Annotated in this window: 19 protein-coding genes and 1 rRNA gene; 9 read left to right on the top strand and 11 right to left on the bottom strand. The window is 46.1% G+C overall.

Features of this window, described 5'->3' with window-relative positions; genetic code table 11:
- Nucleotides 1–28: 28 nt before the first annotated feature.
- From A7975_RS26915 to rpmH, 10 genes are all read right to left on the bottom strand, one after another.
- Entirely contained in the window at nucleotides 29–880 is an 852-nt protein-coding gene (locus A7975_RS26915) for a ParB/RepB/Spo0J family partition protein (protein WP_053373420.1), read from the bottom strand.
- Nucleotides 861–1,634 carry a ParA family protein gene (locus A7975_RS26920; protein ID WP_053373419.1) on the bottom strand — a complete coding sequence of 258 codons (774 nt, stop codon included), beginning with the start codon at nucleotides 1,632–1,634 and terminating at the stop codon, nucleotides 861–863. Before A7975_RS26920 ends, A7975_RS26915 begins: the two co-directional genes overlap by 20 nt.
- A gap of 149 nt (nucleotides 1,635–1,783) precedes the next feature.
- On the bottom strand, nucleotides 1,784–2,602 hold the full coding sequence (noc, locus tag A7975_RS26925; protein WP_065387157.1) for a nucleoid occlusion protein: 819 nt from the start codon (nucleotides 2,600–2,602) through the stop codon (nucleotides 1,784–1,786).
- A 589-nt stretch (nucleotides 2,603–3,191) separates the two neighbouring features.
- Nucleotides 3,192–3,914, bottom strand: a complete 723-nt coding sequence (gene rsmG / locus A7975_RS26930; RefSeq protein ID WP_065387158.1) for a 16S rRNA (guanine(527)-N(7))-methyltransferase RsmG — start codon at nucleotides 3,912–3,914, stop codon at nucleotides 3,192–3,194.
- Nucleotide 3,915: 1 nt separating this feature from the next.
- The gene (gene mnmG / locus A7975_RS26935) at nucleotides 3,916–5,805 is read right to left on the bottom strand and encodes a tRNA uridine-5-carboxymethylaminomethyl(34) synthesis enzyme MnmG (RefSeq protein WP_053373416.1); all 1,890 of its coding nucleotides are present in this window, start codon (nucleotides 5,803–5,805) and stop codon (nucleotides 3,916–3,918) included.
- 144 nt (nucleotides 5,806–5,949) lie between these two features.
- Entirely contained in the window at nucleotides 5,950–7,329 is a 1,380-nt protein-coding gene (mnmE, locus tag A7975_RS26940; protein WP_053373415.1) for a tRNA uridine-5-carboxymethylaminomethyl(34) synthesis GTPase MnmE, read from the bottom strand.
- Nucleotides 7,330–7,425: 96 nt separating this feature from the next.
- Nucleotides 7,426–8,049: an RNA-binding cell elongation regulator Jag/EloR gene (gene jag / locus A7975_RS26945; protein WP_053373414.1), complete on the bottom strand. Its 624-nt coding sequence runs from the start codon at nucleotides 8,047–8,049 to the stop codon at nucleotides 7,426–7,428.
- On the bottom strand, nucleotides 8,046–8,828 hold the full coding sequence (locus tag A7975_RS26950) for a YidC/Oxa1 family membrane protein insertase (RefSeq protein ID WP_053373413.1): 783 nt from the start codon (nucleotides 8,826–8,828) through the stop codon (nucleotides 8,046–8,048). The genes jag and A7975_RS26950 overlap by 4 nt, the downstream gene beginning before the upstream one ends.
- A gap of 242 nt (nucleotides 8,829–9,070) precedes the next feature.
- Nucleotides 9,071–9,451 (bottom strand): ribonuclease P protein component, encoded by a 381-nt coding sequence (rnpA, locus tag A7975_RS26955; RefSeq protein WP_065387159.1) that lies wholly within the window; start codon nucleotides 9,449–9,451, stop codon nucleotides 9,071–9,073.
- Nucleotides 9,452–9,578: 127 nt separating this feature from the next.
- Complete coding sequence (gene rpmH, locus A7975_RS33335; RefSeq protein WP_054025773.1) at nucleotides 9,579–9,713, bottom strand: 50S ribosomal protein L34; 135 nt, start codon at nucleotides 9,711–9,713, stop codon at nucleotides 9,579–9,581.
- Nucleotides 9,714–10,356: 643 nt separating this feature from the next.
- Here rpmH and dnaA point away from each other — a divergent pair.
- The 6 genes from dnaA to gyrB all read left to right on the top strand — a co-directional run bounded on the left by dnaA (nucleotide 10,357) and on the right by gyrB (nucleotide 16,747).
- Nucleotides 10,357–11,712 carry a chromosomal replication initiator protein DnaA gene (gene dnaA, locus A7975_RS26960; RefSeq protein ID WP_053373411.1) on the top strand — a complete coding sequence of 452 codons (1,356 nt, stop codon included), beginning with the start codon at nucleotides 10,357–10,359 and terminating at the stop codon, nucleotides 11,710–11,712.
- Nucleotides 11,713–11,974: 262 nt separating this feature from the next.
- Nucleotides 11,975–13,117 (top strand): DNA polymerase III subunit beta, encoded by a 1,143-nt coding sequence (gene dnaN, locus A7975_RS26965; protein ID WP_053373410.1) that lies wholly within the window; start codon nucleotides 11,975–11,977, stop codon nucleotides 13,115–13,117.
- Nucleotides 13,118–13,154: 37 nt separating this feature from the next.
- On the top strand, nucleotides 13,155–13,370 hold the full coding sequence (gene yaaA / locus A7975_RS26970; protein WP_053373409.1) for a S4 domain-containing protein YaaA: 216 nt from the start codon (nucleotides 13,155–13,157) through the stop codon (nucleotides 13,368–13,370).
- Nucleotides 13,371–13,398: 28 nt separating this feature from the next.
- Nucleotides 13,399–14,508 (top strand): DNA replication/repair protein RecF, encoded by a 1,110-nt coding sequence (gene recF, locus A7975_RS26975; protein ID WP_053373408.1) that lies wholly within the window; start codon nucleotides 13,399–13,401, stop codon nucleotides 14,506–14,508.
- Between the two features lie 30 nt (nucleotides 14,509–14,538).
- Nucleotides 14,539–14,790 (top strand): extracellular matrix regulator RemB, encoded by a 252-nt coding sequence (remB, locus tag A7975_RS26980; RefSeq protein ID WP_012772007.1) that lies wholly within the window; start codon nucleotides 14,539–14,541, stop codon nucleotides 14,788–14,790.
- A gap of 46 nt (nucleotides 14,791–14,836) precedes the next feature.
- Entirely contained in the window at nucleotides 14,837–16,747 is a 1,911-nt protein-coding gene (gyrB, locus tag A7975_RS26985) for a DNA topoisomerase (ATP-hydrolyzing) subunit B (RefSeq protein WP_053373407.1), read from the top strand.
- 29 nt (nucleotides 16,748–16,776) lie between these two features.
- On the opposite strand, the gene A7975_RS26990 is transcribed toward gyrB, so the two are convergent.
- Nucleotides 16,777–17,550 (bottom strand): YheC/YheD family protein, encoded by a 774-nt coding sequence (locus A7975_RS26990; RefSeq protein ID WP_082198474.1) that lies wholly within the window; start codon nucleotides 17,548–17,550, stop codon nucleotides 16,777–16,779.
- 287 nt (nucleotides 17,551–17,837) lie between these two features.
- Here A7975_RS26990 and gyrA point away from each other — a divergent pair, with 287 nt between their 5' ends.
- The 3 genes from gyrA to A7975_RS27005 form a co-directional block, all read left to right on the top strand.
- Nucleotides 17,838–20,321: a DNA gyrase subunit A gene (gene gyrA / locus A7975_RS26995; RefSeq protein ID WP_065387160.1), complete on the top strand. Its 2,484-nt coding sequence runs from the start codon at nucleotides 17,838–17,840 to the stop codon at nucleotides 20,319–20,321.
- Between the two features lie 104 nt (nucleotides 20,322–20,425).
- Nucleotides 20,426–21,499 (top strand): HD-GYP domain-containing protein, encoded by a 1,074-nt coding sequence (locus A7975_RS27000; protein WP_053373405.1) that lies wholly within the window; start codon nucleotides 20,426–20,428, stop codon nucleotides 21,497–21,499.
- 412 nt (nucleotides 21,500–21,911) lie between these two features.
- Nucleotides 21,912–23,049 (top strand): 16S ribosomal RNA (locus tag A7975_RS27005); the annotation flags it as partial.

Here is a 23,049-nt window from a genome sequence, read left to right on the forward strand (position 1 = left end):
ACTTAGGTATGCCATTGTTTTGTACCGCTTATGCCATGTACTGAAGCAGCTCTAGCAATCTCTCTAAATCCTGTTTGCTATAATACTGAAGCTCTATTTTGCCTTTATCTTTTTGCTGTTTAATTTTAACCGTTGTCTTAAAACGTTCCCGCAATGACTCCTCTAGATGGTCAATATATGGATCGCGTTTTTTCTGATTCGGCTTCGCTTTGTCTTCAGGCTGCTTCGTATCCAGCTTCTGAATCGCCTCTTCCAGCTCACGTACGCTCCACTCTAGGGAAACGGTAAGGTCCGCTAGTTCCTTCTGAACCTTATCATCCTTAATGCCAACCAATGCTCTAGCATGCCCCATGGAAATTGTTCCACGTGAAACATTGTCCTTGATTTCTGATGGCAAGGAAAGCAGGCGTACAAAGTTTGCGATATGGGAGCGAGACTTTCCGACCTTCATGGACAGCTCTTCCTGCGTAAGCTTAAACTTATCAATAAGAGCTTGATAAGCAATAGCTACCTCAATCGCATTCAAATCTTCCCGTTGAAGATTCTCGATTAAGGCAATTTCCATAACCTGTTGATCGGTAAATGATCTTACTACAGCAGGTATAGTTGGATTGCCACAAAACTGAGAAGCCCGGAAGCGTCTCTCCCCTGCAATAATCTCATAGCCCTTTAATACGGTACGAACGATAATAGGTTGTATAATGCCATGCTGTTTTATCGATTCCGCTAGTTCTTTAATGGAATCCTCATCAAATGTTTTCCTTGGCTGATACGGATTGGGTCTTAATTGAGATAATGAAATTTCAATCACTTTATCATCGTCATTCACAGAAAGCGATGGGATAAGCGCATCCAGCCCTCTACCTAGCCGCTTGCTCATACATAATCACTTCCTTTGCGAGTTCAAGATAAACTTCCGCACCTTTTGACCGAGGATCATATGTGATAATAGCTTGACCATGTGATGGCGCCTCACTTAAGCGAACATTGCGCGGAATAATCGTTTGGTAAACCTTTTGTTGAAAATATTTTTTGACCTCTTCAATAACTTGAATACCAAGATTCGTTCTTGCATCGAGCATCGTAAGAAGAACGCCTTCTATTTGAAGGGATGTATTCAAATGCTTTTGAACGAGTCGAACCGTGTTTAATAGCTGACTCAATCCTTCAAGCGCGTAATATTCACATTGAATAGGAATAAGGACTGAATCCGCAGCGGTAAGAGAGTTGATTGTCAAAATACCGAGTGATGGCGGACAGTCGATCAGAACATAATCGAAATCATCCTTAACCAAATGTAGTGACTTCTTCAAACGCAGCTCACGAGATATCGTGGGTACGAGCTCAATTTCAGCTCCGGCCAATTGGATTGTTGCAGGAATGATTTTTAAGCCAGGAACTCTCGTTTCGAACATCGCATCTTTAGGATGGACATCATTAATAAGGACATCATAAATACAATTCGTTACATCGCCCTTGTTGATACCGAGCCCACTCGTTGTATTCCCCTGTGGATCAATATCAACTAGCAGCACTTTTTTTCCAAGCGATGCTAAACAGGCTGCTAAATTGACAGACGTTGTCGTTTTTCCGACACCGCCCTTCTGGTTGGCTATAGCAATAATTTTCGACAAAACCGGCTCACCTCTATGTGTACAACTTTTATGTGCGATTATCTTGTTGCCCGAACAAAAATAAAACTTTAGCTAGAAATGGCATCGCCGCCCTCAGTGAGGACGGCACAAAATAAGTATAAGATTATTGCAATTATAGCATTCTATGACTATCGTTTGGGGATCTGAATGACAATTTCATAATGATCGTCATGATCCTTCTCGTTTGTCTTTATTTGCAAGCCAGACCCAGAAACCATTTCAATCGATTGTCTAATTGTATTAAGCGCCAATCGCACATCCTTCGTAAAGGAAATACGCTTTGCTTTTTTCAATTTCGTCGATTCCTTAAGGAAAGCGATTCTAACTTCCGTCTGCTTAACATTAAGATCTTTTGCCATGATCTCTTCCAAAACCTTAAGCTGCAATTCCTCATTATCCAGCGAAAGCAACGCTCTAGCATGACGCTCGGTAATTTTACGTTCCATTAATGCCATCTTGATCGTATCATTCAGCATTAACAAACGCAATTTGTTTGCAATCGTGGACTGGCTTTTGCCGAGGCGTTGAGCTAAGCTCTCTTGCGTTAGCTGATGAAGCTCAATCAACTTCTGATAGGCAATAGCTTCTTCAATAGCCGACAGGTTTTCCCGTTGAAGATTTTCGATTAATGCAATAGATGCCGTCTGTGAATCATTAAATTCACGAACGATGCCGGGAATGGTATCATACCCAAGCTTAGTAACGGCACGCCAACGACGCTCCCCCGCAATAATTTCATATCTTCCGTTACGCATTCGAACAACGATAGGCTGAATAACACCATGCGTTTTTATCGTTTGGCATAACTCTTCTATTCGGTCGTCATCAAAAATCGTACGCGGCTGAAAAGGACTCGCATCGATTTCATGAATCGGTATTTGCCGAACTTCTTCTTGCGGTATGCGCTGCTCGGACAGGCCGAACAATCGAGAAAATTGTTCTTTCATATCGATAATTACCACCCGATCATGAGATAAACCTTGTTTTTAATCACTTCAAATGAAACCATTTTCTCCATCTTGCATTGGAAACAATGAGTTTCATATAAAATTCCAGCATATTCAAATAATGAATACTAAACATGCTATTATTCTATTAAAAAGCAATTACAAGGTTTTTGCAATAAATACGCTTCAGCAGTAAGATTGGTTCATTGCCAATTGGATTATTTTCGGTCACTAGAACCTATCTCAGGTAATAATCGTCAACTGCACGGCGAACATCCATAACAATATTCATTCGGTAATGATAGGAGAGGCATCATTTTAAATATAATCAGGTATAGCATATAACCCTTATACGATGCTTATATTCACCCGCATGACGAGGAATGAGCTGCCCTGTGACAGCCTCAATCGCTCTCATTTTACTAACGGATCATCCTGTCTCTTCATCTTACCTTATAATTCGACTATGATTGAACGATCTCCTGCTTGACACTTCTTATGAACAAATAATTGTTGTATAAATATGGCGATAAATAGATTGTGATGTATGTGTTTAATCTATTGTTTCACGTGGAACAATTTAAGTATTTTAAATCAGCGGTTGTTTAAGTGGAGTGCCCGCTTTTCTAGGATATTTCCGAGGAGTGCCCTCCTGCTTCTCAATCAACACGATATGGCGCTCGGATTGCTCATTTGGAAGTGACAATTGATGCTGTGATTTAATTTTGGCCTTTAGCTCTTTCAAACTAAAAGCTGCTTCCCTTACCTCTTCGTCGGATTGAGATCCCTTCATCGCTGCGAACAAGCCGCCCCTTCTTACGAAAGGCAAACAAAATTCGTTTAACACATTTAATCGAGCAACTGCTCTTGCCGTTACCAAATCGTAGCTGTCACGATGCTCCGGCATTTGAGCAATATCTTCTGCTCGGCCATGCAAGCAAAGCACTTGATCCAAACCAAGCTGCTCTTTGAGATGAGTAAGAAACTGAATTCTTTTGTTTAAAGAGTCCACAATCATGACCTTTAAGTGAGGAAAACAGATTTTCAAAGGAATGCTCGGAAAACCCGCTCCTGATCCAATATCAGCTAGCTTGCGTACGCCGCTCATATCGGTATAGAAGGAAAGCGAGACGGAGTCGTAAAAATGTTTTTCGTACACAGCGTCTCTTTCCGTTATGCCAGTCAGGTTCATCTTTTCGTTCCACTCGACAAGCAATCGATAATATAGCTCGAACTGGTCAAGCTGAACCGGCGAGAGCGGAATTCCGCTCTCCTCCATCCGTTTCGTAAACCATTTTAATGTTTCATCCATATTATGAACCTCTCGCTGCCGTTACACGGTTATAATGCTCCAAGTAAACAAGAAGAATCGAAATGTCAGCCGGCGTTACTCCCGCAATCCGGGAAGCCTGCCCAATGGAAAGCGGACGAATAACGCTCAGCTTTTGCTTCGCTTCCGAAGCAAGGCTGCGTACGTCGGCATAATCGATATCATCCGGAATCCGTTTTTTCTCCATTTTGTTCAAACGCTCAACCTGTACAAGCTGCTTCTCGATATAACCTGCATACTTGATTTGAATTTCGACCTGTTCTTTCATCTCCTCCGACATTTCCGGTACGGAAGGAACAACCGTTTCAAGCATCGCATACGTAACCTCAGGTCGGCGAAGCAGCGACAAAGCATCTGTTCCATGCTCCATAGGCGCAGTGCCCGCAGCTGTCAGCATGGCATTTACTTGATCAGGTTTCACTTTTGTTCCGCGCAAACGTTCGATGTCGATTTCAACCAATTCTTTTTTGCGCAAAAACTTATTGTAACGCTCTTCCGATATTAGACCGATCTCATAACCCGTTGGCGTCAAACGCAAATCCGCATTGTCATGACGAAGCAGCAAACGATATTCTGCTCTCGAAGTAAGCAAGCGATAAGGATCATTTGTGCCTTTCGTAACGAGATCATCAATCATAACGCCGATATACCCTTCAGAACGTCCGATGATAATCGGTTCTTTGCCTTGCACTTTACGAGCTGCATTAATGCCGGCCATAACGCCTTGGCCCGCAGCTTCCTCATAACCGGAGGTTCCGTTAATTTGTCCCGCTGTGAATAAGCTATCGATCACTTTTGTCTCCAACGATGGCCACAGCTGTGTAGGCACCACAGCATCGTACTCAATCGCGTAACCGTTTCGCATCATCTCAACTTTTTCCAAACCTGGTATTGATCGTAAAATGCCAAGCTGCACGTCCTCAGGCATACTCGTCGACAGCCCCTGTACATAATACTCGGAAGTATTTTTGCCTTCAGGCTCAAGGAAAATCTGATGTTTAGGCTTATCTGCGAAACGTACGATTTTATCCTCAATAGATGGGCAGTAACGTGGACCTGTTCCCTCAATTGCACCTGAGAACATTGGAGCACGATGAAGGTTGTCGTTAATAATTTTGTGCGTTGCTTCAGATGTATACGTCAACCAGCAAGGAAGCTGTTCATTCGTAGAAGATTCTGTTTCATGGGAGAAAAATTTCGGCTTGTCATCGCCTGGCTGAATTTCTGTTTTGGAGAAATCAATTGTATCTTTATGAACGCGCGGAGGCGTACCCGTTTTGAATCGAACAAGCTCCAGGCCATTCTCCTTCAAGCTTGCGGATAAGCGGACCGATGGCTGTTGGTTGTTAGGACCGCTCTCATACATCAGCTCGCCCATAATAATTTTACCGCGCAAATACGTGCCTGTTGTAACAACCGTTGTACGGGCACGATACTCCGCACCCGTTTTGGTTACGATGCCTAAGCATTTGCCATCTTCAACAATAAGCTCCTCCGCCATTCCTTGGCGAAGCGTCAAATGAGGCGTTTCCTCAATTGTTTTCTTCATTAGATGCTGATAGTCGAATTTGTCGGCCTGCGCACGCAGCGCATGCACCGCCGGCCCTTTACCCGTGTTGAGCATTCTCATTTGGATAAAGGTTTTATCGATGTTACGTCCCATTTCTCCGCCAAGTGCATCGATTTCACGCACAACATGCCCTTTTGCAGGCCCGCCGATCGATGGATTACATGGCATAAAAGCAACCATGTCCAAATTTATTGTAAGCAGCAGCGTCTCACAGCCCATTCGTGCCGCAGCAAGTGCAGCCTCACAGCCCGCATGGCCTGCTCCAATGACGATAACGTCATATTCACCAGCTATATATCTCATTGTCTTTTACCCTCCTAAAGGTTTCTGAAAGAAACCTACTTCGTAAGCATAAGCTAAGCTCCCATGCAGCACGGTCACCGCTTCTAAATTCATAAAGCTGCTCTATAAGCATAATCCAGATTTGCCGAAATAGCCTACTTCCATCTATTTCCCTAAGCAAAACTGCGAGAATATTTGGTCAATCAACGAATCGCCGGCTTCATCGCCGAGTATTTCGCCAAGCGATTCCCACGCTGAACGCGCATCGATCTGAATAAGATCAATGGGGATTCCGGCATCCGATGCTTCGATAGCATCGACCAGCGATTGTTTTGCCCGCTTCAATAACGCAATATGTCGTACGTTGCTGACATATGTCAAATCGCCAGACTCAAGCTGTCCCTCAAAAAACATTTCGCTTATCGTCTTCTCTAGTCGATCGAGGCCATCTTCCTCAAGAACCGACATCCTTACGATTGAATCGGCAGGAATCGACTCCTCCACCACCTCAATTTCTAATTGATGCGGCAAGTCAGTCTTATTGATGATCGCAATGACAGGTCGATCCTTCATTTGCAGCAGCAGCTCACGATCTTCCGGCTGCAGCGGTTCATTATTATTGAGCACGAACAAAATGAGATCCGCTTCTTCCAGTGCGCTTCGCGAACGCTCTACACCTATACGCTCGACTACATCATTCGTTTCCCTAATGCCGGCGGTATCGAGCAGGCGCAGCGGTATACCGTTCAATGCGACAAATTGCTCAATAACATCACGGGTCGTTCCCGGAATATCCGTAACGATCGCTTTATTCTCTTGTGTCAGCACATTCATTAGAGAGGACTTTCCGACGTTTGGCCTTCCCACAATAGCCGTCACAATGCCTTCTCTTAATATTTTGCCTTCATTCGCTGTTTTTAACAGCCGATCTATTTCATCAATAGCAGAATCGCATTGGTCACGAATAAACGAGCTCGTCATTTCCTCTACGTCATGCTCAGGATAATCAATATTCACTTCGATATGGGCAAGCAGTTCAATAACCGTCTGCCTTAAAGCTTTAATCCGCTTTGACAGGACACCTTCAGACTGCTTCCTCGCAACGGAAAAAGCACGATCCGATTTGGATCGAATCAAATCAATAACAGCCTCTGCCTGCATCAAGTCGATCCGGCCATTCAGGAACGCACGCTTTGTAAATTCACCTGGCTCCGCCGTCCGGTAGCCGTTTAGCTGCAAAACGACATCAAGCACCTTTTTGACGGCAATGACACCGCCATGCGCATTTATCTCAACAACATCCTCCGCGGTAAAAGAACGAGGTCCCCGCATAAGCGTAACCAGCACCTCTTCTACCTCTTCACCCGTTACAGGATCAATGATATGTCCGTAATGCAGCGTATGTGTTTCTGCATCATTTAAACTTATTTTCGAACGAAAAACAGATGCGATTCCGGCAATTGCTTCCGGTCCGCTTACTCTTATAATGGCGATGCCGCCTTCTCCGACCGCTGTCGAAATGGCTGCTATCGTATCGTGTACCATTGCTGTCAGCACCTCTCAAATGGAAAAACAGCAATGACCATTATGAGCCATTGCTGTGGATAGCGTATAGTTTCTTATACAATTGGGTTTTGCTTTTTACTGTCTGAGTGCAATGACGACTCGCCGGTTCGGCTCGTCGCCTTTACTGAACGTCTTCACCTTAGGGTGGTTTTGCAACTGCGAATGGATAACCTTCCGCTCATGCGGCGACATCGGCTCCAGAACAACTTCCTTCCTGGTGCGAATAACACGTCCTGCTAAACGATCGGATAAATCCGCTAACGTTTTGCGGCGGCGCTCCCGAAAATCCTCTGCATCAAGCACGATACGCAAATGACTGTCAGAGTAACGATTAGCCACAATATTAACCAAGTACTGTAATGCATCCAACGTTTGTCCGCGACGTCCAATCAGCATACCAAGGTCTCCGCTGCCAGATACGGCAAGGTGGGTACCTTCTCTTGTTTGCTTTCGATCGATGTTTACTTGCAGCCCCATCGTACCAGCTACTTCACGGAGAAATTGCTCCGCTTCCAGCATAGGATCGGGAATAAGCTCAAGCTCGACTTTCGCTTCCTTTGCGCCAAACAGTCCAAAAAAACCTTTAGTGGGCTGTTCAAGCACAACTTGTTTAACGCGGTCTTCAGTTACTTGCAATTGTGATAAACCGTTACGTACAGCATCCTCTATCGTCTTTCCTGATGCAACGATTTTCTTCATTTCGCAGGGGCCTCCTTACCCTTGTCAGATGAACGAACGTACAGGAAGTAGTTTTGAACAATCGTGTAAACGTTACTGTAAACCCAGTAAAGAGGAAGAGCTGCTGGGAATGAAAGTGCCATTACAAAAATAAGCACTGGGAAAATCGCCAGCATCATGCCCATGCCAGGCATCGTTTGTGTTTGTTGCTTCTGCATCATCTTGGACTGAATGAAAGTCGTCGCGGCAGCAAGGATAGGAAGTATGTAATACGGATCCTTCTCCCCGAGCTGCAGCCACAAGAAAGTATGCTCACGGATATCCGGGTTTTTGTAGATGGAATTGTACAGCGCGATAAAGATAGGCATCTGAACAATCAGCGGCAAACAGCCCGCCATCGGATTAACCTTGTGTGTCTGGAACAGCTTCATCGTTTCTTCTTGCTGCTTTTGCGGGTTATCCTTGTGTTTCTTCTTAATTTCAGCCATTTGAGGCTGCAATGCTTGCATCGCTTTCGAGCTGCGATATTGCTTCAGCGTTAAAGGTAAAATCAACGTTCTTACAATAATCGTAAGGAGCAATATAGCAAGTCCGTAGGATTCGCCAAACCAGCCTGCGAACGTATCAAGCGTCAAGGCAAAATAGTAGACGACATTTTTCTCCCAGAAGTTCCCCTTCAATAAATCGGCGGTCTCCGTCGTCTGGGTTGTTGGAGCGCCGCATCCCGCCAGCACACCCATTAGCAGAACAAGGCCAAGCACTAAAATCCATTTCTTGTTTTTAGTCCAAAACAACAACATTAAAACTCCTCTCTGAGAGCCATTACATCAAGCGGTAACGGCTATGTCCGTACCCTTGCGGCAAAGCATTTGTTTCGTGACAAAATATAGGCATTGTATAACTTATACAGTCTTATATTTTCATTCTAGACTATACCATAATTTATGGGACAAAGAAACAACGAGACTGTCCATGCATCCGCTTTCTTCACTCATGCCGCAAAGCGTATTTTGGGTACGCAAAGCAAGCCTGCAGAAATAAGTTAATCTGCCTGCTTCACTTTCGTGCTGCTCGCGTTGCTTGCGCTCTTCAGCATTCCGGCTTTCTTCAATACATGAAGTACGCTCTTCTCCATTTCCTTCATCTTCATTTCCGTAGCTGGCTTTCTTACTATTAGGATGAAGTCGGTTTTGGGGACGATCCGGTTCGCTTGATGACGCACGATTTCCTTTATCATTCGGCGCATGCGATTGCGTACAACCGCATTGCCTATCTTTTTGCTAGCAGACACACCCAAGCGAAAAGGTTCCGCCGTTGGCTGCTTTGACCAATAGACGACGAATTGCCCATTCGCAAACGATTTGCCGCCTCGATAAATTCGGCTAAAGTCTTCACGGTTGCGAAGACGCAATTTTCTATGCACGACTGATGGCCACCGTTCTCTCGTAGATCTTCTAAGTATCGCCAGCAAGTAAGCAGGCTAAGCAGCCTGCTCCCTACTCCTCAACATCATAAGCAAAAAAAAAAGACCACCGGACGTGGTCTTCTGCTTATGCGCTCAGTACTTTTCTTCCTCTTTGACGACGCGCTGCCAAAACTTTACGTCCGTTCTTCGTGCTCATCCGTTTGCGGAATCCATGCACTTTCGCGCGTTTGCTTACATTAGGTCTAAATGTAGGTCTCATCGTTCTGCACCTCCTATACTGCGTGTTTCCAATCAAGCGTAAACGGCTCTCGCCGCCTAAATTTGACGGAGCAGCATCGTTTCGCGGTGAAATATAAGCAGCTTCATAAGTATACGACTTACAGAGCCTTATATTTAAAAAAACGCTTTTTTTATTAAACCACGTTGGCTGTCAAAAGTCAATGACCTCCTCTTCGCCCCCTGTTGTTGATAAAAAATTCAGAACTGCGCTCTGTGGATAAACGCATGAAACGCCCCCATTTATCAAAAACTAATAACATGTGCACAATCCACAGGCACCCAAACCGAACTTTGTCGAAATCTTAACAAGATATAAACAATATGTAGTGGTGTAGATAACTTTTATGCACAAGCAGTTGAGAATGTGGATAAAATATGCGAATTCGTTGAAATATAAGGCATCTTTTGCTATGATAATTATGTTTTCACTGTGGATTAGCTCAATATTGCCTCAGTTTTATCAACAGCCTGTGGATAACATTGTGAACAAACTCATCCCCTATTTATAACTCATTCGCAAATTCTTCTGTATAATGTGGATGCTTTCGTTATAATACCCTGATTTTCGACATTTTTTCTTGTAACTGCGCCATTCGTGGCGATTGGATAAGGAGTGACAGTCTGTGGACAGCCATACCTATGATTTATGGCAGCAAGTGTTGTCGATCATCCAGACTAAATTAAGCAAGCCGAGCTTTGACACCTGGTTCAAAGCGACGAAGGCTTCTTTTGTCGATGATTCCATGCTTGAAGTAACAGCGCCGACAACATTTGCGGCCGAATGGCTGGAGGGCCGTTATACGAAGTTAATCAGAACGACACTGTTCGAGTTTTTGGGCAGACAGGTAGATGTTCGCTTCTCTATTGAAGAGCCGAAGGGTGCGGAGCCCGCTTATATGTTCCCGCCGAGAACGGTGAATTCCCCTGTCATGAACGAAGAAGCAACGCCAACTCATATGCTTAACCCGAAATATACGTTTGATACATTCGTAATCGGAGCCAACAACCGTTTTGCGCATGCTGCATCGCTCGCTGTTGCGGAAGCGCCGGCCAAAGCTTATAATCCATTGTTTTTGTATGGGGGCGTCGGGCTGGGAAAAACCCACTTGATGCACGCAATCGGCCACTACATCATGGATCACAACCCGAATACAAGGGTTCTATATATTTCGTCCGAGAAATTTACGAACGAATTTATCAACGCCATTCGCGATAACCGCGGTGAGAGCTTCCGTACGAAGTACCGTAATATCGACGTTCTGCTCATTGATGATATTCAGTTTCTAGCCGGAAAAGAGCAGACGCAGGAGGAGTTTTTCCACACCTTTAATGCGCTGCACGAGGAACGAAAGCAAATCGTCATCTCAAGTGACCGTCCGCCTAAGGAAATTCCGACGCTGGAAGAGCGGCTCCGCTCCCGCTTTGAATGGGGACTTATTACGGACATTCAGCCGCCGGACCTGGAGACGCGGATCGCTATTTTGCGCAAGAAAGCACGGGCCGAAAATTTAGATATTCCTAACGAAGCGATGATCTATATCGCCAATCAAATCGATACGAACATTCGTGAATTGGAAGGCGCCCTTATTAGGGTAGTCGCCTATTCCTCCTTAATAAACGCTGACATTACGTCGCATTTGGCGGCCGAAGCGCTCAAGGATATCATTCCCTCCAGCCGGCCTAGAATGATTACGATGCATGATATTCAGACAAAAGTCGGGGAGTTCTACGGACTGCGGCTTGAGGAGTTCAAAGCGCGGAAACGGACGAAGGCCGTAGCCTATCCGCGGCAAATCGCTATGTATTTATCGCGGGAGCTGACTGACTTCTCGCTGCCTAAGATCGGTGAGGCATTCGGAGGCCGTGACCATACGACCGTCATCCATGCCCATGAGAAAATTACGCAGCAGCTCAAGATCGATCAGGACCTATACAAAATCATTCAAAACCTGACCGAAAAAATCAAAAATCATATGTGAACAACTAAGCAAGCCTATGCACACGCTATGCACATGTGGATAGGCTTGCTTTATCGGTCTTCCACGGGGTTATCCACATATTCAGGGCCCCTACTACTACGACTACTAAAAATCTTTAAAAAAACATCATCAAACAAGCGTAAACGGCTGACGCCTTTTCTGAAGGCAAAAGCAAAACGGCTATCGCCTTTCGAACCAAAAAAATATTCGTTCGTGCGAACTCATACTTGGATGAATTTATAAGAACGCTAGGAGTGAAACCATGAAATTAACAATCTCGAAAAATGAACTTAACGATGCTATCCAGCAAGTAGCGAAGGCTGCATCCTCCCGCCCTGCCATACCGATCCTTGGCGGTATCAAAATCGAAGTCACTCATCTTGGGGTAACACTTACCGCAAGCGATACCGATATATCGATTCAGAGCTTTATCCCTGTGGAGAGAGATCAATTCGTTATTGCACATGTGGATAAACCCGGAAGTGTCGTTTTGCCAGCAAAGTTTTTTGTGGAAATCGTAAAAAAGCTTCCTTCCGAGCAAGTCGTTATCGAAGTGAGCAATACTTACCAAACGATCATTCGCTCCGGTTCAACTGAAATCCAAATGGTGGGCCTTGATCCTGAGGAATTTCCGGTTCTGCCGTCTATTGAACAAAATGAAGTGCTTCAAATGCCTGGCGATTTATTAAAAGCGATGATTCGGCAAACCGTTCTGGCAGCTTCGGCAAGCGAACAAACGCCTATTTTGACAGGTGTATTATGGAACTTGCTTGAAGGCGAGCTGAAATTTGTCGCAACCGACCGCCATCGTCTGGCAAGCCGCACCGCACAAGTCGACACGGATTCACAATTCAAATTCAGCAATGTCGTTATTTCAGCCAAAACGCTTATCGAGCTGTCGAAGCTTGTTCCTGAGCAAAATGCGCTTGTCGACATCGTTGTAGCAGACAACCAAGTTCTATTTAAGCTTGGAAACGTGTTGTTCTATACGCGTATTCTTGACGGAACCTATCCCGATACTTCTAAGATTATTCCGCAAACGTTCAAAACAGAACTTGTCCTTGATACAAAAAATGTGATGGATGCGATAGACCGTGCCTACCTGATGTCACGTGAGGAAAAAACGAATATCGTTCGCCTTATGACGCTTGAGGACGGAACCATCGAAATTTCATCCAGCTCAACGGAGCTCGGCCGTGTTACCGAACAGCTTGAAGCGAAGGAATTTAACGGAGAACCGCTTAGAATCGCGTTCAACTCCAAATATATGCTAGATGTGCTTAAGGTTATTGACAGCGAGCAGCTGTTCATCGGCTTTACAGGCGCTATGAGCCCGATTATTATTCGTCCTATGGATCATGCGTACAGCATGTACGTCATTTTGCCTTACAGAACGACAGGCTAACGAAGCATCCAAGCGAAGAAAGGAATGACCTATTTCGATGAAAGAAATCGGCATTAAGACAGAATATATAACGCTCGGCCAGTTTTTGAAGCTATCGGATTGCATTTCAACCGGCGGTCATGCGAAGTTTTTCCTTCAGGAAAACACTGTCGTTATCAACGGGGAACCGGATAATCGCCGAGGCAGAAAATTGTATGCTGGGGATAAAGTAGAGGTTGAAGGCTGCGGCGCATTTACAGTAGGTAAAGCGTAACGCACCAACGGACCGGGAGGTCAAAACATTGTTTTTAACGAGCATACAGCTGCAAAATTATCGGAACTATAGTGAGCTCGACCTACAAACGCCAAATAAGGTCAACGTATTTCTTGGGCCTAACGCCCAGGGCAAAACCAATCTGCTCGAAGCGATATTCGTGCTTGCGCTGACCAAGTCGCATCGCACTTCGAAGGATAAGGAGCTTATTGGCTGGCAGGCCGATTCCGCTCGGATCGCAGGCGAGGTAGATAAGAAGTATGGATCGATGAAGCTGGACCTGCTATTTTCCGCACAAGGAAAGAAAGCGAAAATAAACGGACTAGAGCAGCGCAAGCTCAGTGACTTCATCGGTTCGGTCAATGTCGTCATGTTCGCGCCAGAGGATCTCGAAATTGTAAAAGGCACGCCGGGTATACGAAGACGGTTTCTCGATATGGAAATCGGACAAGTACAGCCCGGCTATTTGTATACGCTCCAGCAGTATGGAAAAGTGCTGCAGCAGCGCAACAACTTTTTGAAAGCAGCCTATCCCGGCGGGGCAAATCAGACGATGCTGGATGTGTGGAATATGCAGCTGGCGGAGCATGGTGTTAAAATCATGAAAAAAAGGAAACACTTCATACATAAATTACAAACGTTCGCGGAACAAATTCATGCAGGCATAACGAACGGTGCAGAGCAGCTCACAATTGAGTACCGCCCTTCATTTGACACGGATGCTCAGCAAGATGAAACTGTTTTATTTGATCAATTTATGATAAAGTTAACACAGGTGAGAGATCAGGAGATTCGCAGAGGCGTTACGCTTGTAGGACCGCATCGCGATGATTTGGCGTTTTTTATAAACGGCAAGGAAGCGCAAATATTCGGCTCGCAAGGGCAGCAGCGAACGACGGCCCTATCTTTAAAATTGGCAGAAATAGAGCTCATTAACGAGGAAATCGGCGAATACCCGCTTTTGCTGCTTGACGATGTGCTGTCGGAGCTTGATCAGAATCGTCAAACCCAGCTTATTGAGACTTTTCAAAGCAAAGTACAAACCTTTATTACAACGACCGGCCTTGAAAGCGTGAATGTGAGCAGGCTTCAAGACGCCGGCATCTACCATGTGCATGACGGCCGAGTGACACGTTAAATTGCGAGCAGGAGAGGTGAGAAAGAGGGCATGTACATCCATTTGGGCGGCGAGAAAATAATTCGGGCTGCGGAGCTGGTGGCCATTTTTGATATTTCTATCGAGCAGTCCTCTAAACTATCCAAGCAATTCGTTGCGGGAGCACGTAAGCGTAAGGACGTTGAGACGATAGGCGAGGAAGAGCCAAAATCGATCGTTGTAACGAAGCAGAAAATATATTATTCGCCTATTTCATCCTCTACGCTGAAGAAGCGAGCCCATCATTTTGCGGCAAACGGCTAGAGCGAAGGCGATCAGGAAGAGCAGTTGAGAGGAGCAGTGAAGTTGCATGTCTTTGGAGCAGCATACGTATGACGAGAGTCAGATACAGGTCCTGGAAGGATTAGAGGCAGTACGCAAACGTCCGGGGATGTATATTGGCTCCACTAGTGGAAAAGGTCTTCACCATCTCGTATGGGAGGTTGTCGATAATAGTATTGACGAGGCTTTGGCCGGTTATTGCTCGAGAATCGAAGTTATCGTGCATGAGAATAACAGCGTAACCGTTATTGATAATGGACGCGGTATTCCCGTAGGCGAGAATGCAAAGCTGAAAAAATCGACGCTAGAAGTCGTTATGACTGTTTTGCATGCGGGTGGTAAGTTCGGCGGAGAAGGCTATAAAGTTTCCGGCGGCTTGCACGGGGTCGGCGTATCGGTCGTAAACGCATTGTCCGAGCTCGTCATTGTTCAAGTAAAACGCGATGGCAACATCTATCAGCAAGAGTACCGCAAGGGTGCTCCGCAATATGACATCAAAATTGTTGGCGAAACATCGGAGACTGGAACGCAGGTTACGTTTACGCCGGACAGCGAGATTTTCACAGAAACGACAGTATACGACTATGAGACGCTGCAATCGCGTATTCGCGAGCTGGCGTTTTTGAATAAAGGCATCGAGATCGTACTTTCCGATGAGCGTACAGGCGTGTCGAATACGTTTATGTACGAAGGCGGGATTATCGAGTTCGTTAAATATTTGAACCGAACGCGCGAACCGCTTCACGAGCTGCCGATCTACGTCGAAGGATCGAAGGACCATATTCATGTTGAGGTCGCTTTGCAATATAACGACAGCTATACCGAGAACATTTATTCGTTTGCGAACAATATCAATACCCATGAGGGCGGAACGCATGAATCTGGCTTTAAGAGCGCTCTGACGCGGATCATTAACGACTATGCCCGCAAAACGAACCTTATCAAGGACAACGATTCCAACTTCTCCGGGGATGATGTGCGCGAAGGCTTGACGGCGATTATTTCTGTCAAAATTCCTGAGCCGCAGTTCGAGGGACAAACGAAGACAAAGCTTGGCAACAGTGAAGTCCGTGGGATCGTAGAATCCTTTTTCGCCGAGAAGCTGCAGGAGTTCCTTGAGGAAAATCCCGCGGTTTCGCGCAAAATTGTAGAAAAAGGCTTGCAGGCTGCACGTGCCCGTGAAGCTGCGCGCAAAGCGCGTGAGCTGACTCGTCGCAAAAGCGCGCTTGAAGTCGGATCTCTGCCAGGTAAGCTTGCCGATTGCTCCTCCAAGGACGCATCGATCAGTGAGCTTTACATCGTAGAGGGTGACTCTGCCGGCGGTTCCGCGAAGCAAGGCCGCGATCGCCATTTCCAGGCGATTTTGCCGCTGCGCGGTAAGATTTTGAACGTAGAGAAAGCGCGTCTTGATCGGATTCTTGGCAATGCGGAGATTCGGGCGATCATAACGGCGCTCGGTACCGGCATTAGCGATGACTTTGATCTCTCGAAAGCGCGTTACCACAAAATCATTATTATGACCGATGCCGACGTCGATGGCGCGCATATCCGTACGCTTATGCTGACGTTCTTCTATCGCTACATGCGCCAAATTATTGATGCAGGCTATATTTATATCGCACAGCCGCCGCTATTCAAAATCGAGCGCAATAAAGTAATCCGCTATGCGCAGACCGAAAAGGAACGCGATAGAATCATTGCAGAGTTCGGCGAAGGCGTTAAAGTAAACGTTCAGCGCTATAAAGGACTTGGAGAGATGAATGCGACTCAGCTATGGGAGACAACGATGGACCCGGAAAGCCGTACGATGCTGCAGGTAACGATCGAAGATGCGATTGAAGCCGACGTTGTATTCGATACGCTCATGGGAGATAATGTTGAGCCTCGTCGTGATTTCATTCAAAAATACGCTAGATACGTAACAAATCTAGACTTTTAACGACATCAACTGCAAGAAGCAGGCGCCCATTACGGACGTCTGCTTCTTTTTTTTACGCGGCCATACGCTACAGCATAGCGGTATACTTTTTGAAACACGCTTTGGTCGGGCAGTTTCCGGAAAATATAAAGATCAGGACATGTATTGACTTCCAAAATCCAAGGATGCAGCTTCGCGTCGATAGCGATATCTACCCCCAGCTCTTTAAGGTTCGGATAGGCCTCTTGCAGATTGTTCGCAACTGTAATGCTTAATTTTCTTAACCGGTTGTTAAAAGCTTCAAGCTCAGAGGGAGAAGCATGCTCGGCCATAAGCCTCTCAAGTGCCATCGGCGTACCGCCGCTATGGTAATTGGTTACGATTTTTCCGGGATGGGCAAGTCGTCCGATGATGCCGGTCACTTCCCAATCATTGCGCAAGTTTTTTTGGACCATGACGCGTATATCGAAGCGGCGCCTTTGATGCTTGAGCAGATGTATCCCTTTTTGAACCAGATATTTACGGTTCTTCTTTTGCCTAACGAGCCGAAGATAAAGATGCCCAAACGTGGGGGAGAACATGACTTTTTTACCCAGCTGATAGCGATAGCCTAGAGCAGGAGTGTTTGTTCTTTCCACGCGTATAACACCATTGCCTTTTGTCCCGCTAACCGGCTTGACGTAGACCATGCCATATTCGCTTAGCATCGAATGCAGGCTCTCGCGAGTGAACAGCTTCGCTGGAGGCATATATTGGCGCAAATAATCCGATCTGAGCATAATTTTTGATTTAGCCCATTTACTCGTAACGCGTTGAATGCTCAACGATTTTTCTCCTCTCCCAGTGCTTCTTTAGCTGTAATGGATTTCAAATGATGCAGGAGACAGACTTAGAATTGAATGGTATAATGAAAGTTGGGTCTGTTTATTTTATGGCGGTTTTACGTATATGGAGAGCGGTAATTCACCTATTTTTGACGCCAAATGAAACAAGTTTTGCGGGAATTCCAAAAGCATGAGCAAAAAAGGTTTATATGCTCGCTTTTTGAGAAAGTAATATAAGGGTTATGTTGATTTAAGAGTAGCTATAGATAGCGTCAGGGAGGTAAATCATGGCGGAAGAACAACGTATATCTATAAGAGATCGGGATATTGGTACGGAAATGCGTGATTCCTTTATGGATTACGCAATGAGTATCATTGTAAGCCGTGCTCTTCCCGATGTTAGGGATGGTCTAAAGCCTGTGCATCGACGCATTTTGTTTGCGATGTCTGAGCTAGGCATGTCGCCGGACAAGCCGCATAAGAAGTCCGCGAGAATCGTGGGAGAAGTAATCGGTAAGTACCATCCGCATGGTGATTCCGCGGTATATGAATCGATGGTACGGATGGCGCAGGATTTCTCCATGCGTTATATGCTCGTTGATGGACACGGTAACTTCGGTTCTATCGATGGTGACTTTGCAGCAGCCATGCGTTATACGGAAGCTCGGCTTTCGAAAATCGCAATGGAACTGCTTCGTGACATCAATAAGGACACGATTGATTTTGCACCCAACTATGATGGTGAAGAATCAGAACCGGTAGTATTGCCGGCAAGGTATCCGAACCTGCTCGTAAACGGGGTTACGGGGATTGCCGTTGGTATGGCTACCAATATTCCGCCTCATAACTTGAACGAGGTAATTGACGGGGTTCAGGCTCTAATTGTTAACCCTGATATTACGCCGGTCGAGCTGATGGAATATATTAAAGGCCCTGATTTCCCTACAGCCGGTTTTGTAATGGGCCGCCAGGGAATTCGACAAGCCTATTTGACAGGCCGCGGGTCGGTAACGATGCGGGCACGGGCAACTATTGAGGAGAATAACGGCAAAGCGCGCATTATTGTGCATGAATTGCCTTATCAAGTCATCAAGGCTCGTTTGGTTGAAAAAATAGCTGAGCTTGTTCGCGAGAAGAAAATCGAAGGCATAACCGATTTGCGCGATGAATCTGACCGCAACGGTATGCGTGTTGTCATAGAGCTTCGCCGAGATGTAAACCCAAGCATCGTGCTTAATAACTTATACAAGCATACGCAGCTGCAATCCAACTTTGGTATCAATATGCTGGCGCTCGTAAATGGTGAGCCTAAGACGCTTAATATTCGCGACATGCTCTATCATTATTTGCAGCATCAAATCGAGGTTATTCGTCGCCGCACGGAATTTGAGCTGAAGAAGGCCGAAGCTCGTGCACATATTCTCGAAGGCCTGCGCATCGCGCTTGACCATTTGGACGAGGTAATCGCATTAATTCGCGGTTCCCAAACGGCTGATCAAGCACGTGAAGGGTTGATTACAAGGTTCTCGCTCAGCCATGAGCAAGCACAAGCGATTTTGGATATGCGCTTGCAGCGTTTGACTGGTTTGGAAAGAGACAAAATCGAAGCAGAATACGCAGAGCTTATGCGTAAAATTGCTGAATATAAGGCGATTCTAGCCGATGAGCAGCTTGTGCTTGATATTATCAGCACTGAGCTTAATGAATTGAAAGAGCGTTTCGGCGATGAGCGCCGTACGGAGCTAATGGCGAGTGATGAAGAAATTCTCGATGAGGATCTCATTCCACGTGAGGATGTCATCATCTCCATTACGCATACGGGCTACATCAAGCGTTTGCCGGTCGGCACATACCGCAGCCAGAAGCGCGGTGGTAAAGGCGTAGTCGGCATGGGCACAAAGGATGACGATTTTGTCGAGCATCTATTTGTATCCAATACGCATCACTACTTATTGTTCTTCACGAACAAAGGTAAAGTATACAAGCTGAAAGCCTATGAGATTCCTGATCTTAACCGGACTGCTCGCGGAACGCCGATCATCAACCTCATTCAAATCGAACAAGGTGAGACGATCAATGCGGTAATCCCGGTTCAAGAGTTTGATTCGGAGCACTTCTTGTTCTTTGCTACAAGACAAGGGGTTGTGAAGAAGACTCCGCTTGATGACTATGTCAACATTCGGAAAGTCGGACTAATCGCGATCTCGCTCCGTGAGGACGATGACTTGATCGGCGTGAAGCTGACTGACGGCAACCAGGAGATCATTATGGGTACGGCGCAAGGGATGTCCATCCGTTACTCCGAGCAGGATGTTCGTTCGATGGGACGTTCCGCTACCGGCGTAAAAGGTATCGCGCTTGATGACGACGATACCGTAATTGATATGGACGTCATCGTACCGGATAAGGATATTCTTATCGTTACCTCCAAAGGTTACGGCAAACGGACACCAGTGGCCGATTACCGGATTCAGAACCGTGGCGGTAAAGGGATTAAGACACTTAACGTAACGGATAAGAATGGACCGATCGTATCGCTTAAGGTCGTTGAGAACGATGAAGACCTTATGATTATGACGGCATCCGGAACGATGATCCGCACCAGTATGGAAGGCATATCGACAATGGGCCGGAATACACAAGGTGTAAAACTCATTAATACGCGTGAGGATGATACGGTAGCGACCGTTACCCGTGTTGCTCGCAGCGAAGAAAATGAAGTGTCCGATGAGAACGAAGAGCAAGAAGGCGGCGAAACGCCAATAGAGTAAATTCGGCGAACGCAGCTGATGCCGCAGCAATGCGGCTCAGCATGCGTTTCGTTGCTAATATAAGGTACAGGCATACTATTCAAGCACAGAGGGAGAGGACTCTCGTGGCAGCGGTAACGTTATCACATCTTAAGCTAGGCGACAAAATTATTGAAGATGTCCTCACCCCGCTTGGCGGTACTCTATTTCATAAGGGGAAGATCGTTACAGCCAAAGAAATAGACATACTGCAAGCATTCCTTATCACAAGTGTTGAAATCGAATCGAACCAAGCATCGGGCAAAACTCGAGAAGATGATGATGAGGATGCTGAACAAGAGGCAGCGCCCGTTTTTGTCGGAACTCTTCTTCATGAAGAGTATGACAAAATGGTCAATGTGCTGCGTCAAGTATTTAACTCTTTTGTAGCGGGTCAAGCGATGCCTGTTATGGATATCCGCAAGCAGCTCGAAAAGATGTTGGAGCATATTAAAAGCTATAACTTGCTGACATTTGTGCCGCGTCATTTTATGGAGAAGGATTATTTGCTTCATAATAGCATTACTTCTGCTCTAACTTCCTATCTGATTGCACAATGGACCGGCTTTCCTCAAAAGGATTGGATGCAAGTAGCATTTGCAGGTTTATTGCACGATATCGGCAACGTAAAGATCGACAGATCGATTTTGACGAAGCCGAATCCGTTATCGGCGGAAGAGAAAGAAGAAATGATGCGTCATACGGTTCTTGGTTATCAATTGCTCAAAAACGTACCTGCACTTAATGAAGGCGTGAAGATGGCTGCGCTGCAGCATCACGAGAAGGTAGACGGAACCGGTTATCCGCTTGGCATTGATGCGACAAAAATCCATCCGTATGCCAAAATTGTAGCGATCGCCGATATTTTTCACGCGATGACTTTGAATAAGGCGTATAGGAAGGCAGCATCTCCTTATCTTGTTTTGGAGCAAATTCAAAGCGATGCATTTGGCAAGCTGGATCCTAGTTACGTTCGAACCTTTGTAGAGAAGGCGACTCAGTTCCATAATGGAACGATCGTAAGGCTCAGCGATGAACGGATTGGCGAGATTGTATTCTCGGATCGCAATCATCCAACACGGCCATGGGTGTCCATGGACGGAACAATCGTAAACCTTATCGTCGAGCGACATCTACATATAAAAGAAGTGCTCAGATAGATTACCCTTTCTGAGAATGGCAGCAAGCACAGGATCACTGTAGAGAAGCTCAATTATCTCTAACAGTGTGAACCGCGCTTGCTGTTTTATATTGTAGAGAGTAATTCCCTTTATAGAAGAATGCAGCTCCGAAGCAGCGTGAGTATGAATAATGTTGAGCTATATATGAGGGTAAATATAGGCGCTACAAGGGCTATAATGCTAAAGTAAAAACTTTTTCACTAAATATGAAAATAATACTTGCATTGGTATAGGCGCCTGTGATATATTATCTAAGTCGCCAACGAGACACACGGCCGACACGAAAGAAAAGATTGCTCTTTGAAAACTGAACAACGAGTAATAACTGCCTCGCAAATCCTTCGGGATGAGCGAAAAAAGCGATAAAAAAGTAATGAGCATTTCAAACACCAATTTGGAGAGTTTGATCCTGGCTCAGGACGAACGCTGGCGGCGTGCCTAATACATGCAAGTCGAGCGGATCTTGTCCTTCGGGATAAGATTAGCGGCGGACGGGTGAGTAACACGTGGGTAACCTGCCTGTAAGACTGGGATAACATTCGGAAACGAATGCTAATACCGGATACGCGATACGGTCGCATGACCGAATCGGGAAAGATGGAGCAATCTATCACTTACGGATGGACCCGCGGCGCATTAGCTAGTTGGTGAGGTAACGGCTCACCAAGGCGACGATGCGTAGCCGACCTGAGAGGGTGATCGGCCACACTGGGACTGAGACACGGCCCAGACTCCTACGGGAGGCAGCAGTAGGGAATCTTCCGCAATGGACGAAAGTCTGACGGAGCAACGCCGCGTGAGTGATGAAGGTTTTCGGATCGTAAAGCTCTGTTGCCAGGGAAGAATGCTTGGGAGAGTAACTGCTCCCAAGGTGACGGTACCTGAGAAGAAAGCCCCGGCTAACTACGTGCCAGCAGCCGCGGTAATACGTAGGGGGCAAGCGTTGTCCGGAATTATTGGGCGTAAAGCGCGCGCAGGCGGCCTTGTAAGTCTGTTGTTTAAACTTGGGGCTCAACCCCAAGTCGCAATGGAAACTGCAAAGCTTGAGTACAGAAGAGGAAAGTGGAATTCCACGTGTAGCGGTGAAATGCGTAGAGATGTGGAGGAACACCAGTGGCGAAGGCGACTTTCTGGGCTGTAACTGACGCTGAGGCGCGAAAGCGTGGGGAGCAAACAGGATTAGATACCCTGGTAGTCCACGCCGTAAACGATGAATGCTAGGTGTTAGGGGTTTCAATACCCTTGGTGCCGAAGTTAACACATTAAGCATTCCGCCTGGGGAGTACGGTCGCAAGACTGAAACTCAAAGGAATTGACGGGGACCCGCACAAGCAGTGGAGTATGTGGTTTAATTCGAAGCAACGCGAAGAACCTTACCAGGTCTTGACATCCCTCTGACCGTCCTAGAGATAGGGCTTTCCTTCGGGACAGAGGAGACAGGTGGTGCATGGTTGTCGTCAGCTCGTGTCGTGAGATGTTGGGTTAAGTCCCGCAACGAGCGCAACCCTTGATCTTAGTTGCCAGCACTT

The organism is Bacillus sp. FJAT-26390, from assembly GCF_001682865.1.
Classification (GTDB): Bacteria; Bacillota; Bacilli; order Paenibacillales; family Paenibacillaceae; genus Pristimantibacillus.